At 68.6% G+C, this 16,257-nt stretch carries 13 protein-coding genes and 2 pseudogenes; all 15 read left to right on the top strand.

The features are described from left to right. Positions 1-15: 15 nt before the first annotated feature. The 15 genes and pseudogenes from K1X59_RS10190 (at position 16) to K1X59_RS10120 (ending at position 16,236) form a co-directional block, all read left to right on the top strand. A pseudogene (locus tag K1X59_RS10190) lies at positions 16-935 on the top strand (methionyl-tRNA formyltransferase). Next, a pseudogene (locus tag K1X59_RS10185) lies at positions 932-2,426 on the top strand (RsmB/NOP family class I SAM-dependent RNA methyltransferase). Before K1X59_RS10190 ends, K1X59_RS10185 begins: the two co-directional pseudogenes overlap by 4 nt. Positions 2,427-2,430: 4 nt before the next feature. Then, complete coding sequence (rpe, locus tag K1X59_RS10180; RefSeq protein ID WP_183150043.1) at positions 2,431-3,111, top strand: ribulose-phosphate 3-epimerase; 681 nt, start codon at positions 2,431-2,433, stop codon at positions 3,109-3,111. Next, complete coding sequence (locus K1X59_RS10175) at positions 3,108-3,371, top strand: phosphoribosyl-ATP diphosphatase (protein ID WP_183150042.1); 264 nt, start codon at positions 3,108-3,110, stop codon at positions 3,369-3,371. The genes rpe and K1X59_RS10175 overlap by 4 nt, the downstream gene beginning before the upstream one ends. Before the next feature lie 38 nt (positions 3,372-3,409). Beyond that, positions 3,410-4,252 carry an ATP phosphoribosyltransferase gene (hisG, locus tag K1X59_RS10170; RefSeq protein ID WP_183150041.1) on the top strand — a complete coding sequence of 281 codons (843 nt, stop codon included), beginning with the start codon at positions 3,410-3,412 and terminating at the stop codon, positions 4,250-4,252. Further along, positions 4,252-5,013: an imidazole glycerol phosphate synthase subunit HisF gene (gene hisF / locus K1X59_RS10165; RefSeq protein ID WP_183150040.1), complete on the top strand. Its 762-nt coding sequence runs from the start codon at positions 4,252-4,254 to the stop codon at positions 5,011-5,013. The genes hisG and hisF overlap by 1 nt, the downstream gene beginning before the upstream one ends. Beyond that, complete coding sequence (hisI, locus tag K1X59_RS10160) at positions 5,010-5,369, top strand: phosphoribosyl-AMP cyclohydrolase (RefSeq protein ID WP_183150039.1); 360 nt, start codon at positions 5,010-5,012, stop codon at positions 5,367-5,369. Before hisF ends, hisI begins: the two co-directional genes overlap by 4 nt. Positions 5,370-5,562: 193 nt before the next feature. After that, positions 5,563-5,952, top strand: a complete 390-nt coding sequence (locus tag K1X59_RS10155) for a Trp biosynthesis-associated membrane protein (protein WP_244631862.1) — start codon at positions 5,563-5,565, stop codon at positions 5,950-5,952. Between the two features lie 47 nt (positions 5,953-5,999). Then, positions 6,000-6,230 carry an HGxxPAAW family protein gene (locus tag K1X59_RS10150; protein ID WP_183150038.1) on the top strand — a complete coding sequence of 77 codons (231 nt, stop codon included), beginning with the start codon at positions 6,000-6,002 and terminating at the stop codon, positions 6,228-6,230. Further along, positions 6,230-7,003, top strand: a complete 774-nt coding sequence (trpC, locus tag K1X59_RS10145; protein WP_183150037.1) for an indole-3-glycerol phosphate synthase TrpC — start codon at positions 6,230-6,232, stop codon at positions 7,001-7,003. The genes K1X59_RS10150 and trpC overlap by 1 nt, the downstream gene beginning before the upstream one ends. Beyond that, positions 7,003-8,271 (top strand): tryptophan synthase subunit beta, encoded by a 1,269-nt coding sequence (trpB, locus tag K1X59_RS10140; protein WP_183152803.1) that lies wholly within the window; start codon positions 7,003-7,005, stop codon positions 8,269-8,271. The genes trpC and trpB overlap by 1 nt, the downstream gene beginning before the upstream one ends. Then, positions 8,268-9,071, top strand: coding sequence for a tryptophan synthase subunit alpha (gene trpA, locus K1X59_RS10135; protein ID WP_220173378.1), 804 nt, complete (start codon positions 8,268-8,270; stop codon positions 9,069-9,071). Before trpB ends, trpA begins: the two co-directional genes overlap by 4 nt. A 10-nt stretch (positions 9,072-9,081) precedes the next feature. After that, a complete protein-coding gene (lgt, locus tag K1X59_RS10130; protein WP_183150036.1) occupies positions 9,082-10,107 on the top strand; it encodes a prolipoprotein diacylglyceryl transferase in 1,026 nt (341 codons plus the stop codon). Between the two features lie 146 nt (positions 10,108-10,253). After that, positions 10,254-14,777: a glutamate synthase large subunit gene (gene gltB, locus K1X59_RS10125; protein ID WP_183152802.1), complete on the top strand. Its 4,524-nt coding sequence runs from the start codon at positions 10,254-10,256 to the stop codon at positions 14,775-14,777. Continuing rightward, the gene (locus K1X59_RS10120) at positions 14,770-16,236 is read left to right on the top strand and encodes a glutamate synthase subunit beta (RefSeq protein WP_183150035.1); all 1,467 of its coding nucleotides are present in this window, start codon (positions 14,770-14,772) and stop codon (positions 16,234-16,236) included. Before gltB ends, K1X59_RS10120 begins: the two co-directional genes overlap by 8 nt. The last annotated feature ends 21 nt before the right edge of the window (positions 16,237-16,257 follow it).

The raw sequence follows: 16,257 nt of genomic DNA, 5'->3' as shown, positions 1-16,257 counted from the left end.
TCCGGAGAACCTTTCATGCGCCTCGTCTTCGCCGGCACACCCGCTGCCGCCGTGCCCACCCTCCGCCGTCTCGCGACCTCGCACGAGATCGCGGCCGTCGTCACTCGGCCGGATGCGCCTCTCGGCCGCAAGCGCGTCCTGACCCCGTCACCCGTGGCTCAGGCGGCCGTCGACCTCGGTCTTCCGCTCATCAAGACGGCTCGGCTCGACGAGGCGGCGACCGCGCAGATCTCCGCGCTGGAGCCCGAATTGGGTGTGATCGTCGCGTACGGCGGACTGGTCCGCGAACCGCTGCTGTCGGCGCCGGCCTTCGGCTGGATCAACCTCCACTTCTCGCTGCTGCCCGCGTGGCGGGGCGCCGCCCCGGTGCAGCGTGCACTGATCGCCGGAGACCGGGAGCTCGGCGCGAGTGTCTTCCAGCTGGTCGCGGAACTCGACGCCGGTGACGTGTTCGCCATGCGCTCCGTCGACGTTCCGACGACCGCGACGGCGGGTGAGGCTCTCGAGCTGCTCGCGGTCGACGGTGCCGACCTCACGGCAGACATCGTCGACGCCATCGCATCCGGCACGGCGGTCGCGGTCCCGCAGAGCGGGGAGCCGAGCTTCGCCGCCAAGCTCACGCATGTGGATGGGCTTCTCGACTGGACGCAGCCCCTCGACGCCGTGTTCGCGCGTTTCCGTGGGGTGACGCCCGAGCCCGGTGCGCATACGACCGTCGGGGACTTTCGCTCAAGGTCCTCGAAGCGGCGCCGGCCGCAGACGCGGAGCCGTTGGCTCCCGGCCACCTCCGCGGGACGAAGTCCGAGCTGCAGATCGGCACCGCATCAGGGCCGCTCGCGGTCACCCGCGTGCAACCGGCGGGGCGCGGCGCGATGAACGCCGTCGACTGGTGGCGGGGCCAACGTGGCGGCGAAGAGCTGAGGGCTGGGTCATGAGCGACGCGGAACGGTACCGGCGGTCCCCGCAGTCGCAGGGTCGACGGATGGACGGGAGGGGTTCGGGCGAGCGGCGTCGCAGCGAGCAGCGCGGTCCGACCCGGACGGTGCAGCCCGCACGTCGCGTCGCCTTCGATGTCCTTCGCGCCGTGGCGGTCACCGACGCATATGCCAACCTCGTGCTCCCGCCTGCGATCGCCGAAGCGCGCCTGAATGCTCAGGACGCTGCGCTCGCGACCGAACTCACCTACGGGACCCTGCGGCGGCTGGGCACCTACGACGCGATCATCGCGGCGGCCGCCGACCGTTCGACCGACAGCATCGATCCGGCGGTGCTCGACGCCCTGCGCCTCGCCGTGCATCAGCTGCTCGCGACGCGGGTGGCGCCGCACGCCGCGGTGAACGAGTCCGTGAACCTCGTGGCCACCGTCTCCGGCCGTGGCGCCGCGAGCTTCGCGAACGCCGTACTGCGGCGGATCACCCGGGAATCGGGCGCGGTCTGGCAGGAGCGCATCGAGGAGCAGGCACGGTCCGACGACGAACGTCTCGCGCTGCGATCCGCGCACCCGGTATGGGTGATCAGGGCTCTCCGCCGAGCACTGGCAGCCGAGGGGCGCGTCGACGAGCTCGACGCGCTGCTCGAAGCAGACAACGCGTCGCCGGACGTCACCCTCGTCGCACTCCCCGGGCTCGCCGAGCCGGGGAGCCGCGTCTCCCGTACGCACCGACCGCCTTCGCGTCACCTGGTGGAGACCCCCGCGGTCCGGTCGAGGCATCCGGTGGCACGATCCGTGTGCAGGACGAGGGTTCGCAGCTCGTCGCGCTCGCGCTGGCGGGTGCACGTCGGATCACGTCAGGCGAGCGCTGGCTGGATCTCTGCGCCGGCCCCGGGGGCAAGACCGCCCTGTTGGCCGCGATCGCTCGCGAGAACGATGTGGTCCTCGAGGCGAACGAGATCGTTCCCGTCCGTGCGCGACTCGTTCGCAAGGCGCTGCGCGCCGTACCGGGAGATGTGGTGGTGCACGAGCAGGACGGACGAGCTCTCGCCGCGTCTCGGCCGGGGGCGTTCGACCGCATCCTGGTCGACGCCCCGTGCACGGGGCTCGGTGCCCTGCGGCGCCGTCCGGAGGCCCGCTGGCGGAAGACGCCCGCCGACGTCGCGGAACTGGTGCCGCTGCAGGTGGAGCTGCTCTCGGCAGCGCTGGATGCGCTCGCGCCCGGCGGCATCGTCGCCTATGTCACGTGCTCCCCGCATCTCGCGGAGACCACGGGGTCGTGCAGGAGGTGCTGCGCACCCGGTCCGACATCGTCGAGCTCGATGCACGCGCAGCTGTCGCGGAAGTCGCCCGCTCTCCGATCGACCTCGCTGCGGACGGTCGCCCAGGAACAGGGAGCGCGCAGCTGTGGCCCCACCGGCACGGCACCGACGCGATGTTCCTCGCGCTCCTGACGCGCCCCACAGCCGCCGGCACCTCAGGTAAGGAAGACTAGGACCGTGGAACTGCCCCGCGCCCCGCGCATCAACCCCAGCATCCTCGCCGCCGATTTCGTGAACATGCAGGCGGAGCTCTCCCGCATCGCGACGGCGGACTTCGTGCACGTCGACGTGATGGACAACCACTTCGTCCCGAATCTCACCTTCGGCACGCAGATGGTCGAGCGGATCCAGGCCACCAGCCCGGTGCCGCTCGACGTGCATCTGATGATCACGGAGCCCGAACGGTGGGCCCCCGACTACGCCGAGATCGGTGCGGCGAGCGTCACCTTCCATCTCGAAGCGGCCGCCGACCCGGTCTCGCTCGCCAGACGGCTCCGTGACATCGGCGCGAGGGCGGGGGTCGCGGTCAAGCCCGCGACTCCGGTGGAGGGCCTCTACCAGGTCCTCGACGAGTTCGACCAGATCCTCGTGATGACGGTCGAGCCGGGCTTCGGCGGACAGGGCTTCATGCCTGAGACTATGCCCAAGCTGCGCGCTCTCGCCGAAGAAGCCAGACGCCGAGGTTCGCAGGTCTGGCTGCAGGTCGACGGGGGGATCTCGGCCCGCACCATCGCGATGGCCGCGGAGGCAGGAGCCGACACCTTCGTCGCGGGATCCGCGGTGTACGGCGCCGATGATGTCGAGGCAGCCGTCTCCCGGCTCAGAGACCTCGCTCGAGCCGCTAGCCTGGAACTGTGAAGACTTTCGACGAGCTGTTCGCCGAGCTCCGTGTCAAGGCCGAGTCCCGTCCTGAAGGATCGGGGACGGTCGCCGAGCTCGACGCCGGTGTGCACACCATCGGCAAGAAGATCGTCGAAGAGGCGGCCGAGGTGTGGATGGCCGCGGAGTACGAATCCGATGAGGCGGCCGCGGAGGAGATCTCGCAGCTGCTCTACCACCTCCAGGTGATGATGCTCGCGAAGGGCCTCACTCTGCAGGACGTCTACCGACATCTGTGATGCGCTCCGTTCCGATCTCCTCGAACTGAAAGCCATCCATGCTGCGCATCGCTGTTCCCAACAAGGGCTCGCTCTCCGAGACCGCCGCCGACATGCTCGCCGAGGCGGGCTATGCCGGCCGCCGCGACCCGAAGACCCTTCATGTGGTCGACGCCGAGAACGACGTCGAGTTCTTCTTCCTCCGCCCCAAGGACATCGCGACCTATGTCGGTTCGGGTGCGATCGACGTCGGGATCACCGGTCGCGATCTGCTTCTCGACGCCCGGATGCCGGGTGCCAGGGAGATCGAGGCGCTCGGCTTCGCCGGGTCGACCTTCCGGTTCGCGGCCCCCACCGGCCGGTACAGCGACGTGCAGGAGTTGGACGGACTCCGCATCGCGACCTCGTACCCGGGGCTCGTCGACGCGTTCCTCGATCAACGGGGCATCGCCGTGGACCTCGTACCCCTCGACGGCGCGGTCGAATCTGCGGTCCAGCTCGGGGTCGCCGATGCCGTCGCGGATGTCGTGGAGACGGGAACGACTCTCCGCCAGGCGGGGCTGGAGGTGTTCGGGCCGGTGATCCTGGAGTCGGAGGCCGTGCTCATCGCGGGGCCCGCCGACGCCGCGGGAGCCGAGACGCTGCTGCGCCGTCTGCGCGGGGTCATGGTCGCTCGACGTTACGTGATGATCGACTACGACCTCCCGGTCGCTCTCCTCGACGACGCGGTGAAGATCGCGGGCGGCGTGGAATCGCCGACCGTGTCTCCGCTGCGCGACCCGGAGTGGGTCGCGGTCCGCGTCATGGTGGCCCGGTCGCGCGTGAACCCGGTCATGGATGCGCTGTATGCGCTCGGCGCTCGTGCCATCCTGGTCACGGCGATTCACAACGCGAGGCTCTGATGACGCTCGCCAGTCGTGTCATCCCGTGTCTGGACGTGGCCGAGGGTCGCGTCGTCAAGGGAGTGAACTTCGAGAACCTGCGTGACATGGGAGACCCTGTCGAACTCGCCAGGCACTACGCGGCGCAGGGCGCCGACGAGATCACGTTCCTCGATGTGACCGCGACGGTCGACGCCAGAGCTACGACGTACGACGTCGTCCAGCGCACGGCGGAGCAGGTCTTCGTGCCGCTGACGGTGGGTGGGGGAGTGCGCAGCGTCGACGACGTCGCGCGCCTCCTCTCGGTCGGGGCCGACAAAGTCGGCGTGAACTCTGCGGCGATAGCGCGTCCTGAGCTCATCGGCGAGATCGCAGACCGCTTCGGAGCCCAGGTGCTCGTGCTGTCGCTCGACGTGAAGCGCGCCGACGCGACGCCTTCCGGATTCGTCGTCACGACGCACGGCGGTCGAACGCAGACGACGCTCGATGCCCTCGCGTGGGCCCGAGAGGCCGTCGAGCGGGGTGCGGGTGAGTTGCTGGTGAACTCGATCGATGCCGACGGCACCAGGGACGGGTTCGACCTCGAGCTCGTACGCCTCATGCGCGAGGTCGCGTCCGTTCCCGTAATCGCCTCCGGTGGCGCTGGCCGGGTGGAGGACTTCGCCCCGGCCATCAAAGCGGGCGCGGATGCCGTCCTCGCGGCGAGCGTGTTCCACACCGGCGCTCTCACGGTCGGCGACGTCAAAGACGCGCTGCGAGAAGAAGGAGTGGTGGTCAGATGACGTCCGTGGATGAGCGCATCGCACAGGTGGCCTTCAACGCGGACGGTCTCGCGCCGGTGATCGTGCAGCAGTGGGACACGCATGAGGTACTGATGCTCGCCTGGGTGGACGCCGAGGCTCTTCGGCGCACGCTGACCTCTGGACGGGCGACCTACTGGTCGCGGTCCCGCCAGGAGTACTGGCGCAAGGGCGACACCTCGGGCCACATCCAGGTGGTGCACGAGGCGCGCCTCGACTGCGACGGCGATGCGATCCTGCTCCTCGTGGCGCAGACCGGTCCGGCGTGCCACACCGGTACCAGGACGTGCTTCGACACGACCGACCTCGAGGCCGTGGCAGGGACGGACCGGACGTGACCTTCGCGCAGCGCGGCCGCTCCCTCTCGGTCTCCGGGTTCCTTCTCGCCGGGGCGATCGGGATCATCTCCTCGACGCAGACGTGGTTGACCGTCGAACGCATCGATGCCGGCGAGGACATCCTGGTGCCCGGCGCGTCGGCCCTCGTCCTGCTCGCCCCCTCAGCCTTGCAGTCCTCGCCCTCGGCGCCGCGTTGGCGATCGCGGGCAAGGCCGTGCGCCTCGTGTTCGGTGTGCTCGCCGCGGCGACTGCCGTCTTCCTCGGCTGGTCGACGCTCCAGCTGCTGCTGGCGGAACCGTTCGATGCCATCGCGGCGACAGTGACCGAGGTCACCGGTCTCGCGGGAGGCCGCGCGGTGCATGAGGTCGTGGCGAGCATCGTCCCTTCCACGTGGCCGTACATCGCACTCGTCGGGTGGGCGATCCTGCTCGCCGCGTCGCTCGTCGTCCTGACGACGTGGCGAGGATGGAAGGCCGGAGGACGCCGCTACCGCACGGATCCCGTGGATGTCGCCCATGACGGTCCCGTCGACGCCGTCGATTCCTGGGACGAGCTGTCGCGCGGAACCGATCCGACGCGCTGACCCCGATAGACTGAACTCGAACTGCACGCCGTCCCCCGGAGGAGAACATGACCAACCCGATCGCCGATCCCGGCCACGGACACTCGCCTGCCGCCTGGACCGCTGTCGTGATCATGCTGGTCGGCGTCACCGCCGGCACCGTCGCGTTCTGCTTCGAGCAGCCCGCACTCGTGTGGGCGTCGGTCGCCCTCATCCCGATCGGTGCGATCGTGGGTTGGGCGCTGGCCAAGGCCGGCTACGGCGTGAAGGGTCCGAAGTACGCTCCGAAGGCGCACTAATGGTCCTCGCCGACCTGACGGCCGGCGCTGTCGCTGACGCAGAGCGTCGTGCTCTGTCGCGCCCGCTCGCCGTCGTCGAACGCGCGGCGCTGGAGCGTCCGGCAGCCAAGGATGCGCTGTCGTATCTCGCCCCCGCCGATCGCGTCAAGATCATCGCGGAGGTCAAGCGCGCGAGTCCGTCGCGCGGTGCCCTCGCAGAGATCCCCGACCCGGCACTCCAGGCGTCCCTCTACGAGACCGGTGGCGCGTCGGCGATCAGCGTGCTCACCGAGGAACGCCGCTTCGGCGGCAGTCTCGCCGATCTCGAGGCCGTCACGGCGAAGGTCTCCCTTCCCGTGTTGCGCAAGGACTTCATCGCCACGCGCTACCAGGTGCTCGAAGCGCGGGCCGCCGGCGCCGACCTCGTGCTGCTGATCGTCGCCGGACTCGAACCCGCTGTGCTCCGTGACCTCTTCGCGTTCATCACGGACCTCGGCATGACACCGCTCGTCGAGACGCATTCCGGGGAGGAGCTCGAGGCGGCGATCGACCTCGGTGCGCCGCTCATCGGTGTGAACGCGCGGGATCTGAAGACCTTGGAGCTCGACCGCGACCTTTTCGGGCGGCTCGTGGAACGGATCCCCGACTCCGCGGTGAAGATCGCGGAGTCCGCGGTGCTGACCCCGGCCGATGTCGTGCACTACCGTTCCGCCGGCGCCGATGTCGTCCTCATCGGCGAGGCGCTCGTGACCGGAGACCCGGTCGCCACCCTCAAGCGTTTCCTGGAGGCATGATGAGTCTGCGTGCGCAGCACGGCCCCTTCTTCGGCGAGTTCGGCGGGCGCTTCATGCCCGAGTCGCTGATCGCCGCGATCGACGAGCTGACCGTGGCGTACGAGGCCGCGATCGACGACCCGGAGTTCCGGACCGAACTCGCTCAGCTGCTGCACTCCTACGCCGGTCGACCGTCTCCGATCACCGAGGTGCCGCGGTTCGCCGAGCATGCCGGCGGCGCGCGCATCTTCCTCAAGCGCGAAGACCTGAACCACACCGGGTCCCACAAGATCAACAACGTGCTGGGGCAGGCTCTGCTCACCAAGCGCCTGGGGAAGACCCGGGTGATCGCCGAGACGGGTGCGGGGCAGCACGGCGTCGCGACCGCGACGGCGGCCGCATTGTTCGGCCTGGAATGCACGATCTACATGGGCGAGGTCGACACCGAGCGGCAGGCCCTCAACGTCGCCCGCATGCGCCTGCTGGGCGCCGAGGTGATTCCGGTGACCTCGGGCTCGCGCACGCTCAAGGACGCCATCAACGACGCCTATCGCGATTGGGTGGCCTCGGTCGAGACGACCAACTACATCTTCGGCACCGCCGCGGGACCTCACCCGTTCCCGGCGATGGTCCGTGATTTTCAGAAGATCATCGGCGAAGAGGCACGCGCCCAGCTGCTCGACGAGGCCGGTCGGCTCCCCGACGCGGTCGTCGCGTGCGTCGGCGGCGGGTCCAATGCGATCGGCATGTTCGATGCGTTCCTCGACGACGACGACGTCAAACTCTATGGCGTGGAGGCCGCGGGAGACGGGGTCGACACCGAGAAGCATGCGGCATCGATCGAACGCGGCCGTCCCGGCGTGCTGCACGGCGCGAAGACCTACGTGCTGCAGGACGAAGACGGGCAGACGGTCGAATCGCATTCGATCTCGGCAGGCCTCGACTATCCCGGCGTCGGCCCGGAGCATTCCTGGCTCGCAGACATCGGGCGCGCCGAGTACATCCCCGCCACCGATGACGAGGCCATGCAGGCTCTGCGCCTGCTCAGCCGCACCGAGGGGATCATCCCGGCCATCGAGTCGGCTCATGCCCTCGCCGGCGCGCTGCGGATAGGACGCGAGCTCGGCCCCGAAGGTCTGATCGCCGTCTGCCTCTCCGGGCGCGGCGACAAGGACATGGACACCGCCGCCCGCTACTTCCAGCTGTACGACGAGGCCGCTCTGGAGCACGACGTCTCGGCGGAGAGCGACGACGAAGAAGCGGCATCGAAGGGGGAACCGCAGCTATGAGCCGCGTCGAACAGGCGATCCAGAAGGCGCACGACGCCGGCCGCAGCGCGTTCGTCGGCTACCTCCCTGTGGGGTTCCCCGACCTCGACACCAGCATCCGGGCAGCCATCGCCCTCGCCGAGAACGGCGTCGACATCATCGAACTGGGCCCGCCGTACAGTGATCCGGTGATGGACGGCGCGATCATCCAGGAGGCGACGACCAAGGCTCTCGCCGCGGGATTCCGGATGGCCGATCTGTTCACCGCGATCCGTGCGATCACGGCCGCGACGGACGTTCCCGTGCTCGTCATGACGTATTGGAACCCGGTGATGCAGTACGGGGTCGACCGCTATGCCGACGACCTGCTCGCCGCGGGGGGCGCCGGGCTCATCACACCCGACATCACGCCGGAGGCCGCGGGGGAGTGGATCGCCGCCAGCGAGCGGACGGGCCTCGACCGGGTGTTCCTCGCGGCGCCGACGTCGTCCGACGAGCGCCTCGACCTGGTCGTGAAGTCGTCGACGGGCTTCGTCTACACCGTCTCGACGATGGGGATCACCGGAGAGCGGGCGGAACTCGACCGTGCTGCGCGTACCCTCGTCGGTCGGCTGCGCGCGCACGGCGCCGTTCGCGCCTGCGTCGGTATCGGCATCTCGACCGCCGAGCAGATCGCCGGAGTCTCCGAATACGCGGATGGCGCGATCGTCGGCACCGCACTCGTCCGCGCCCTCCGTGACGGCGGCGTACCCGCCCTCGCCGAGGTCACCCGAAACCTGGCTGCCGGTACCGCGTCGGCACGCCCCGAGACCGAGAACTAGAATCGCACTCATGTCCCTCGCGTTCCCCAGCACCTTCACGAGCGTGCTCGCCAGCATCCCGAGCCCCCTGGTGTCCTACTTCGACCTCGGGCCGGTACGGATCCACTTCTACGCGCTGTGCATCATCGCCGGCATCATCGCCGCCACGCTGCTGACCAACCGTCGGCTCACGAAGCGCGGAGCCGAGCCGTGGGTCGTGATCGACATCTCGATCCTGGCCGTGCCGCTGGCCATCATCGGCGCCCGCATCTTCCACGTGCTCACGCACCCGAACTTCTACTTCGGTGAGGGGAAGAACACCTGGAACCCGTTCGAGCCCGGCTCGGTGTGGGCCATCTGGGAGGGCGGCATCGCGATCTTCGGCGCGCTCATCGGAGGCGCCATCGGCGCCTACCTCGGTTGCCGCTGGACCGGGATCCGGTTCTGGACGTTCGCGGATGCCCTGGCACCCGGTCTCCTGCTCGCTCAGGCCATGGGGCGCTTCGGGAACTGGTTCAACCACGAGCTCTTCGGTCTCCCCACCGACCTGCCCTGGGGACTCGAGATCGAGTCGACGAACTCCGCCTTCCCGCCCGGTCTCCCGGAAGGGACGCTCTTCCACCCGACGTTCCTCTATGAAGTGATCTGGAACGGGCTGGGTGTGCTGGTGCTGCTGTGGCTCGGGCGGAAGCTCTTCTTCCAGTGGGGCCGCCTGTTCGCGATCTACCTCATCTGGTACAGCGCAGGACGCATCGTCTGGGAGTCGATCCGCATCGACCCGAGCGAGATCATCCTGGGTCTGCGCAGCAACGTGTGGGCGGCCATCCTCGGCGTCGTCGTCGGTCTCGTCATCCTCATCGTGCAGACACGCCGTCACCCCGGTCTCGAGCCCTCGCCGTACCAGCCCGGTCGCGAGAAGACCGACGCCGGCGCTGATGTACAATCGCAGAACAATCCCTCTGACTTCGTGGACGTGAGCGAGCCTCCGACCGAGGAAGTCACCGCAGGAGCCACTGCCACAAGCACCGCTCCCACGAGCGAGGACGGCTCCCGATAAACAACGCCACCTCGTGGCGGGAGAACCATTGCACTGAACGAGCGGGCCGACGTCGTCCCCGGGTTTCACTGAAGATCTGAGGACGGTAACTGGTGTACTTCCAGCCACCCTACGGCGCGTCCGGCGCCTACCCCCCGAAGCAGGGAATGTACAACCCGGCGTTCGAGAAGGACGCCTGCGGCCTCGCCATGGTCGCGACCCTGCGCGGCGAAGCCGGGCACGACATCATCGCGTTGGCCCTCGAGGCCCTGCGCAACCTGGAGCACCGCGGGGCCATCGGCTCCGACGCGGGCACCGGGGACGGCGCCGGCATCCTGACGCAGATGCCCGATGCATTCCTCCGCGCTGTGACCGGCTTCGAACTGCCGCCCGTCGGGGAGTACGCCGCAGGACTGGCGTTCCTGCCTCGCGATTCGAGCGAGCGTCGCCAGCAGAAGGCCGGGATCGAGAAGATCGCCCGTTCCGAGGGACTTCGCGTCCTCGGCTGGCGCGAGGTCCCCACAGCCAACGAGAACCTCGGCAAGCTCGCCGACGAGGCGCGTCCCGCGTTCGAGCAGCTGTTCGTGAGCGCCGGTGGGGCGACCCACGCCGACGCACCGCTCACGGGCATCGCTCTCGATCGCGTCGCCTACCGCCTGCGCAAGCGCGCAGGACATGAGCTCGGCGCCTACTTCGTCTCCCTGTCCGCCCGAACCCTCGGCTACAAGGGCATGGTCACGACGCTCCAGCTGGAGCCGTTCTACCCCGACCTGCAGGACGAGCGCTTCGCCTCCGAGCTCGCGGTCGTGCACTCCCGCTACTCGACGAACACGTTCCCGTCCTGGCCTCTGGCGCAGCCGCTGCGCATGCTCGCACACAACGGCGAGATCAACACCGTCGGCGGCAACCGCAACTGGATGCGCGCGCGCCAGTCGCAGCTCGAATCCGAACTGCTCGGCGACATCGCGCCCCTGCTGCCGATCTGCACCGACGGCGCCAGCGACTCCGCCTCGTTCGACGAGGTCCTCGAGCTGCTGACCCTGACCGGGCGGAGCCTGCCCCACGCCATCATGATGATGGTGCCGGAGGCCTACGAGAAGCAGTCCGACATCACGCCGGAGCTGCGCTCGTTCTACGAGTACCACTCGAACCAGATGGAGCCGTGGGACGGACCCGCTGCGCTGATCTTCACCGACGGAACCCTGGTGGGTGCGACCCTCGACCGCAACGGACTGCGCCCTGGACGCTGGACGGAGACCACCGACGGTCTGGTCGTGATCGGCTCCGAGACCGGGGTGCTGCACTTCGAGCCGGAGCGCATCAAGCGCCGCGGACGTCTGCAGCCGGGCAAGATGTTCCTCGTCGACACCTCGCAGCGTCGCATCGTCGAGGACAGCGAGATCAAGCGCGACCTCTCCACGATGCACCCGTGGCAGGAGTGGCTGGATGCCGGTGCCGTGCGTCTCGCGGAGCTTCCGGAGCGCGAGCACATCGTGCACCCGCCGGCATCGATCACCCGACGCCAGCGCACCTTCGGCTACACGGAGGAAGAGGTCCGCATCCTCCTCACTCCGATGGGTCAGACCGGAGTCGAGCCACTCGGCGCCATGGGGTCAGACACCCCGATCGCGGTGCTCAGCAAGCGTCCGCGTCTGCTGTTCGATTACTTCACGCAGCAGTTCGCCCAGGTCACGAACCCGCCGCTCGACTCGATCCGTGAAGAAGTCGTCACGAGCCTCAAGCTGGGGCTCGGACCGGAGAGCAACCTGCTGTCGTGGGGCCCCGAGCACACTCGCACCGTCTCGCTCGACTTCCCCGTCATCGACAACGACGAGCTCGCCAAGATCCGCCACATCGACAAGGCCATGCCCGGACGATGGAGCGCGACGATCCGCGGCCTCTACCACTTCGACGCAGGTCCTCAGACGCTCCAGGACCGTCTCACGGAGATGTGCGCGGAGGTGGATGACGCCATCGAGAACGGCGCCGAGTTCATCATCCTGTCCGACCGTGACTCGAACAAGGACCTGACGCCGATCCCGTCGCTGCTCATGGTCTCGGCGATCCACCACCACCTCATCCGTCGTGAGAACCGGATGAAGGTCGGGCTCATCGTCGAGGCGGGCGACGTGCGCGAGGTTCATCACGTCGCGACTCTCATCGGCTATGGCGCCTCCGCCGTCAACCCGTACCTGGCGATGGAGACGGTCGAACACCTCGTCCGCACCGGGTTCATCACCGGCATCACTCCCGAGAAGGCCGTCGAGAACCTGATCTACGCGCTCGGCAAGGGCGTGCTCAAGATCATGTCGAAGATGGGCATCTCCACGGTGTCGTCATACGCGGGCGCCCAGGTGTTCGAGGCGATCGGTCTCAGCCAGGAGTTCATCGACGCGTACTTCACCCGTACGGAGTCGAAGCTCGGCGGCATCGGGATCGAGGAGATCTTCGCCGAGAACCAGGCACGTCACGACTACGCCTATCCCGAGGATGCCGCCGCCCGTGCGCACGAGCGTCTGTGGACCGGTGGCGAATACCAGTGGCGCCGTGACGGCTCGCCGCACCTGTTCAACCCGGAGACGGTGTTCAAGCTGCAGCACTCCACCAGGACGCGGCGCTACGACATCTTCCGTGAGTACACCGCACTCGTCGACGAGCAGGCCGCCGAGCTGAAGACCCTTCGTGGTCTCTTCCAGCTGCGCACCGGCACCCGCAAGCCCGTCCCCCTGGACGAGGTCGAGCCGGTGTCGTCGATCGTCAAGCGTTTCTCGACCGGGGCGATGAGCTACGGCTCGATCTCCCGCGAGGCGCACGAGACCCTCGCCGTCGCGATGAACAGCATCGGCGCCAAGTCGAACACGGGTGAGGGCGGCGAAGACCCCGACCGGCTTGTCGACCCCGAGCGTCGGAGCGCCATCAAGCAGGTGGCCTCGGGACGATTCGGGGTGACGAGCCTGTACCTCACCGAGGCGGACGACATCCAGATCAAGCTCGCCCAGGGCGCCAAGCCGGGCGAGGGAGGGCAGCTGCCTCCGACCAAGGTCTACCCGTGGGTCGCCCGTACCCGGCATGCCACCGCGGGCGTCGGCCTCATCTCGCCTCCGCCGCACCACGACATCTACTCGATCGAGGACCTCAAGCAGCTCATCTTCGACCTGAAGCGTGCGAACCCCGAGGCGCGCATCCACACCAAGCTGGTCAGCCAGTCCGGTATCGGTGCGGTCTCCGCCGGTGTGGCGAAGGCGCTGAGCGATGTGATCCTGGTGTCCGGTCACGACGGCGGCACAGGCGCGAGTCCGCTCAACTCGCTCAAGCACGCCGGCACGCCCTGGGAACTCGGCCTCGCCGAGACCCAGCAGACGCTCATGCTCAACGGCATGCGCGACCGCGTCGTGGTGCAGGTCGACGGCCAGCTGAAGACAGGTCGTGATGTCATCATCGGCGCGCTGCTCGGCGCGGAGGAGTTCGGCTTCGCCACCGCTCCGCTCGTGGTCAGCGGGTGCATCATGATGCGGGTGTGTCATCTCGACACGTGCCCGGTCGGCGTCGCCACCCAGAACCCGGTGCTGCGCGACCGTTTCACCGGCAAGCCGGAGTTCGTCGTGAACTTCATGGAGTTCATCGCCGAGGAGGTCCGCGAACTGCTGTCCGAGCTCGGCTACCGTTCCCTCGACGAGATCATCGGACGGGCCGACCTCATCGAGGTCGACGCCGCGGTCGAGCATTGGAAGGCCGAGGGCCTCGACCTCAGCCCGGTCCTCGAGGGTCCTGCCTTCCCCGCCGGCGAAGCCCGTCGCAACGCACGCGCCCAGGACCACGAACTCGACAAGCATTTCGACGTCCGACTGATCGATATCGCCAAGAATGCTCTGCTCAATGCGGAACCCGTGGTCGTGGAACTCCCGATCGCGAACACCGAGCGCGCCGTCGGCACGATGCTCGGCCACCAGGTGACCTCCCGGCACGGCGCCACCGGTCTTCCGGAGGGGACGATCGACGTCACGCTCCATGGAACCGCAGGACAGTCTCTCGGCGCCTTCCTGCCGCCGGGCATCGTCCTTCGTCTCGAGGGCGACGCGAACGACTACGTCGGCAAGGGGCTTTCGGGCGGCGACATCACGATCCGACCGCCTCGCGGCTCGTCGATCGCTCCGCACGAGAACGTCATCGCCGGCAACGTGATCGGTTACGGTGCGACATCGGGCACGATGTTCATCTCCGGCGTCGTTGGCGAGCGCTTCCTCGTACGCAACTCGGGCGCCACGGCGGTCGTTGAGGGTGTGGGCGACCACGCTCTCGAGTACATGACCGGAGGCCTGGCGGTGATCCTCGGCTCGACAGGACGCAACTTCGGTGCGGGGATGTCCGGGGGAGTGGCGTATGTCCACGCTCTCGACGCCGGCAAGGTGAACGCGCAGTCGCTGGGCAGCGGCGAGCTCCGTCTCGAGCCCCTCGACCGTGCAGACCTCGAGGTGCTGCGCAGCCTGCTCGTCGCGCACGTCGAGCGCACGGCATCGCCGCGAGCCTCTGCTCTCCTGGAGAGCTTCGAGGAGAGTGCGTCGGAGTTCGTGAAGGTGCTTCCTCGAGACTTCGCCGCCGTGCGGAGCATGCGCGAGGAGGCGCTGGCCGAGGGGATCGACCCCGACGGCGACATCGTGTGGAACCGCATCCTGGAGGTGACCGGTGGCTGATCCCAAAGGCTTTCTGAAGGTGACCGAGCGGGAACTTCCCGCACGACGTCCGGTGCCGGTGCGCATCATGGACTGGAAAGAGGTCTATGAGCCCGGCGACAAGGCGGTCCTGCGTCGCCAGGCCGGCCGCTGCATGGACTGCGGTGTGCCGTTCTGCCATCAGGGCTGCCCCCTGGGCAACCTGATCCCGGAGTGGAACGATCTCACCTGGCGGGGAGAGGGGCGCGCCGCCATCGAGCGGCTGCACGCCACGAACAACTTCCCGGAGTTCACCGGTCGTCTCTGCCCCGCACCGTGCGAGAGCTCGTGCGTGCTGGGCATCAACCAGCCTGCGGTCACGATCAAGCAGGTCGAGGTCTCGATCATCGACGAGGCGTTCGCGAAGGGCTGGGTCGAGCCGGAGCCACCGGAGCGTCTGACCGGGAAGACCGTCGCCGTCGTCGGGTCGGGGCCTGCGGGTCTCGCGGCCGCCCAGCAGCTCACCCGCGCAGGGCACACCGTCGCGGTGTTCGAGCGCGACGACCGGATCGGCGGCCTGCTCCGCTACGGCATCCCCGACTTCAAGATGGAGAAGACGCAGCTCGAGTCGCGCCTTCGCCAGATGCAGGAGGAGGGCACCCGGTTCCGCGCCGGTGTGGAGATCGGCAAGGACATCTCCTGGCCCGACCTGCGCGCCCGTTACGACGCCGTCGTGATCGCCACCGGGTCGACGGTTCCGCGCGACCTGGCGATCCCCGGCCGCGACCTCGACGGCGTGCACTTCGCGATGGAGTACCTGGTCGAGTCCAACCACGCGGTCGCCGGCGACAAGGTCACCGACCAGATCAGCGCCGAAGGCAAGCACGTCATCGTGATCGGCGGCGGCGACACCGGTGCGGACTGCATCGGCACCGCGCACCGCCAGGGGGCGCTCAGCGTCACGAACCTCGCGATCGGCAAGCAGCCCGGCGACACCCGCCCCGACCACCAGCCGTGGCCGATGATGCCGACGATCTTCGAGGTGTCCTCCGCGCACGAAGAGGGTGGCGAGAGGGTCTTCCTCGCATCCACGGTCGAGTTCCTCGGCAACGAGGTCGGCGAGGTCCGCGCGCTGCGGGTCGCCGAGACCGAGTACGTCGACGGACGTCGTGTTCCCAAGAGCGGCACCGAGCGCGAGATCCCCGCCGATCTGATCCTCATCGCGATGGGCTTCACCGGACCGGAGCAGGACGGGTACACCGAGGAGACCCTTCCGCAGGTGAGCGACCGCGGAGCGTTCCGCCGCGATTCCTCGTACGAGTCCACCGTCCCCGGTGTGTTCGTCGCCGGTGACGCCGGCCGCGGGCAGTCGCTCATCGTGTGGGCCATCGCCGAGGGTCGCGCTGCCGCGGCGAACGTCGACCGGTACCTGATGGGAACGACCGTGCTCCCCGAGCCCGTGCGCCCGAGCGATGTCGCGATCGGACTCCAGCCCGCGTAGGCTGAGGCCGGCACCGTCGCC

This window comes from Microbacterium sp. Se5.02b, assembly GCF_019464375.1.
Taxonomy (GTDB): domain Bacteria; phylum Actinomycetota; class Actinomycetes; order Actinomycetales; family Microbacteriaceae; genus Microbacterium.
This window is presented reverse-complemented; position numbering and strand designations above follow the sequence as displayed.

Excerpts from the sequence above, each read along its gene's own strand:
- hisG (WP_183150041.1), top strand. The coding sequence starts at position 3,410 with ATGCTGCGCATCGCTGTTCCCAACAAGGGCTCGCTCTCCGAGACCGCC.
- hisF (WP_183150040.1), top strand. The coding sequence starts at position 4,252 with ATGACGCTCGCCAGTCGTGTCATCCCGTGTCTGGACGTGGCCGAGGGT.
- hisI (WP_183150039.1), top strand. The coding sequence starts at position 5,010 with ATGACGTCCGTGGATGAGCGCATCGCACAGGTGGCCTTCAACGCGGAC.
- K1X59_RS10150 (WP_183150038.1), top strand. The coding sequence starts at position 6,000 with ATGACCAACCCGATCGCCGATCCCGGCCACGGACACTCGCCTGCCGCC.
- trpC (WP_183150037.1), top strand. The coding sequence starts at position 6,230 with ATGGTCCTCGCCGACCTGACGGCCGGCGCTGTCGCTGACGCAGAGCGT.
- trpB (WP_183152803.1), top strand. The coding sequence starts at position 7,003 with ATGAGTCTGCGTGCGCAGCACGGCCCCTTCTTCGGCGAGTTCGGCGGG.
- trpA (WP_220173378.1), top strand. The coding sequence starts at position 8,268 with ATGAGCCGCGTCGAACAGGCGATCCAGAAGGCGCACGACGCCGGCCGC.
- lgt (WP_183150036.1), top strand. The coding sequence starts at position 9,082 with ATGTCCCTCGCGTTCCCCAGCACCTTCACGAGCGTGCTCGCCAGCATC.
- gltB (WP_183152802.1), top strand. The coding sequence starts at position 10,254 with ATGTACAACCCGGCGTTCGAGAAGGACGCCTGCGGCCTCGCCATGGTC.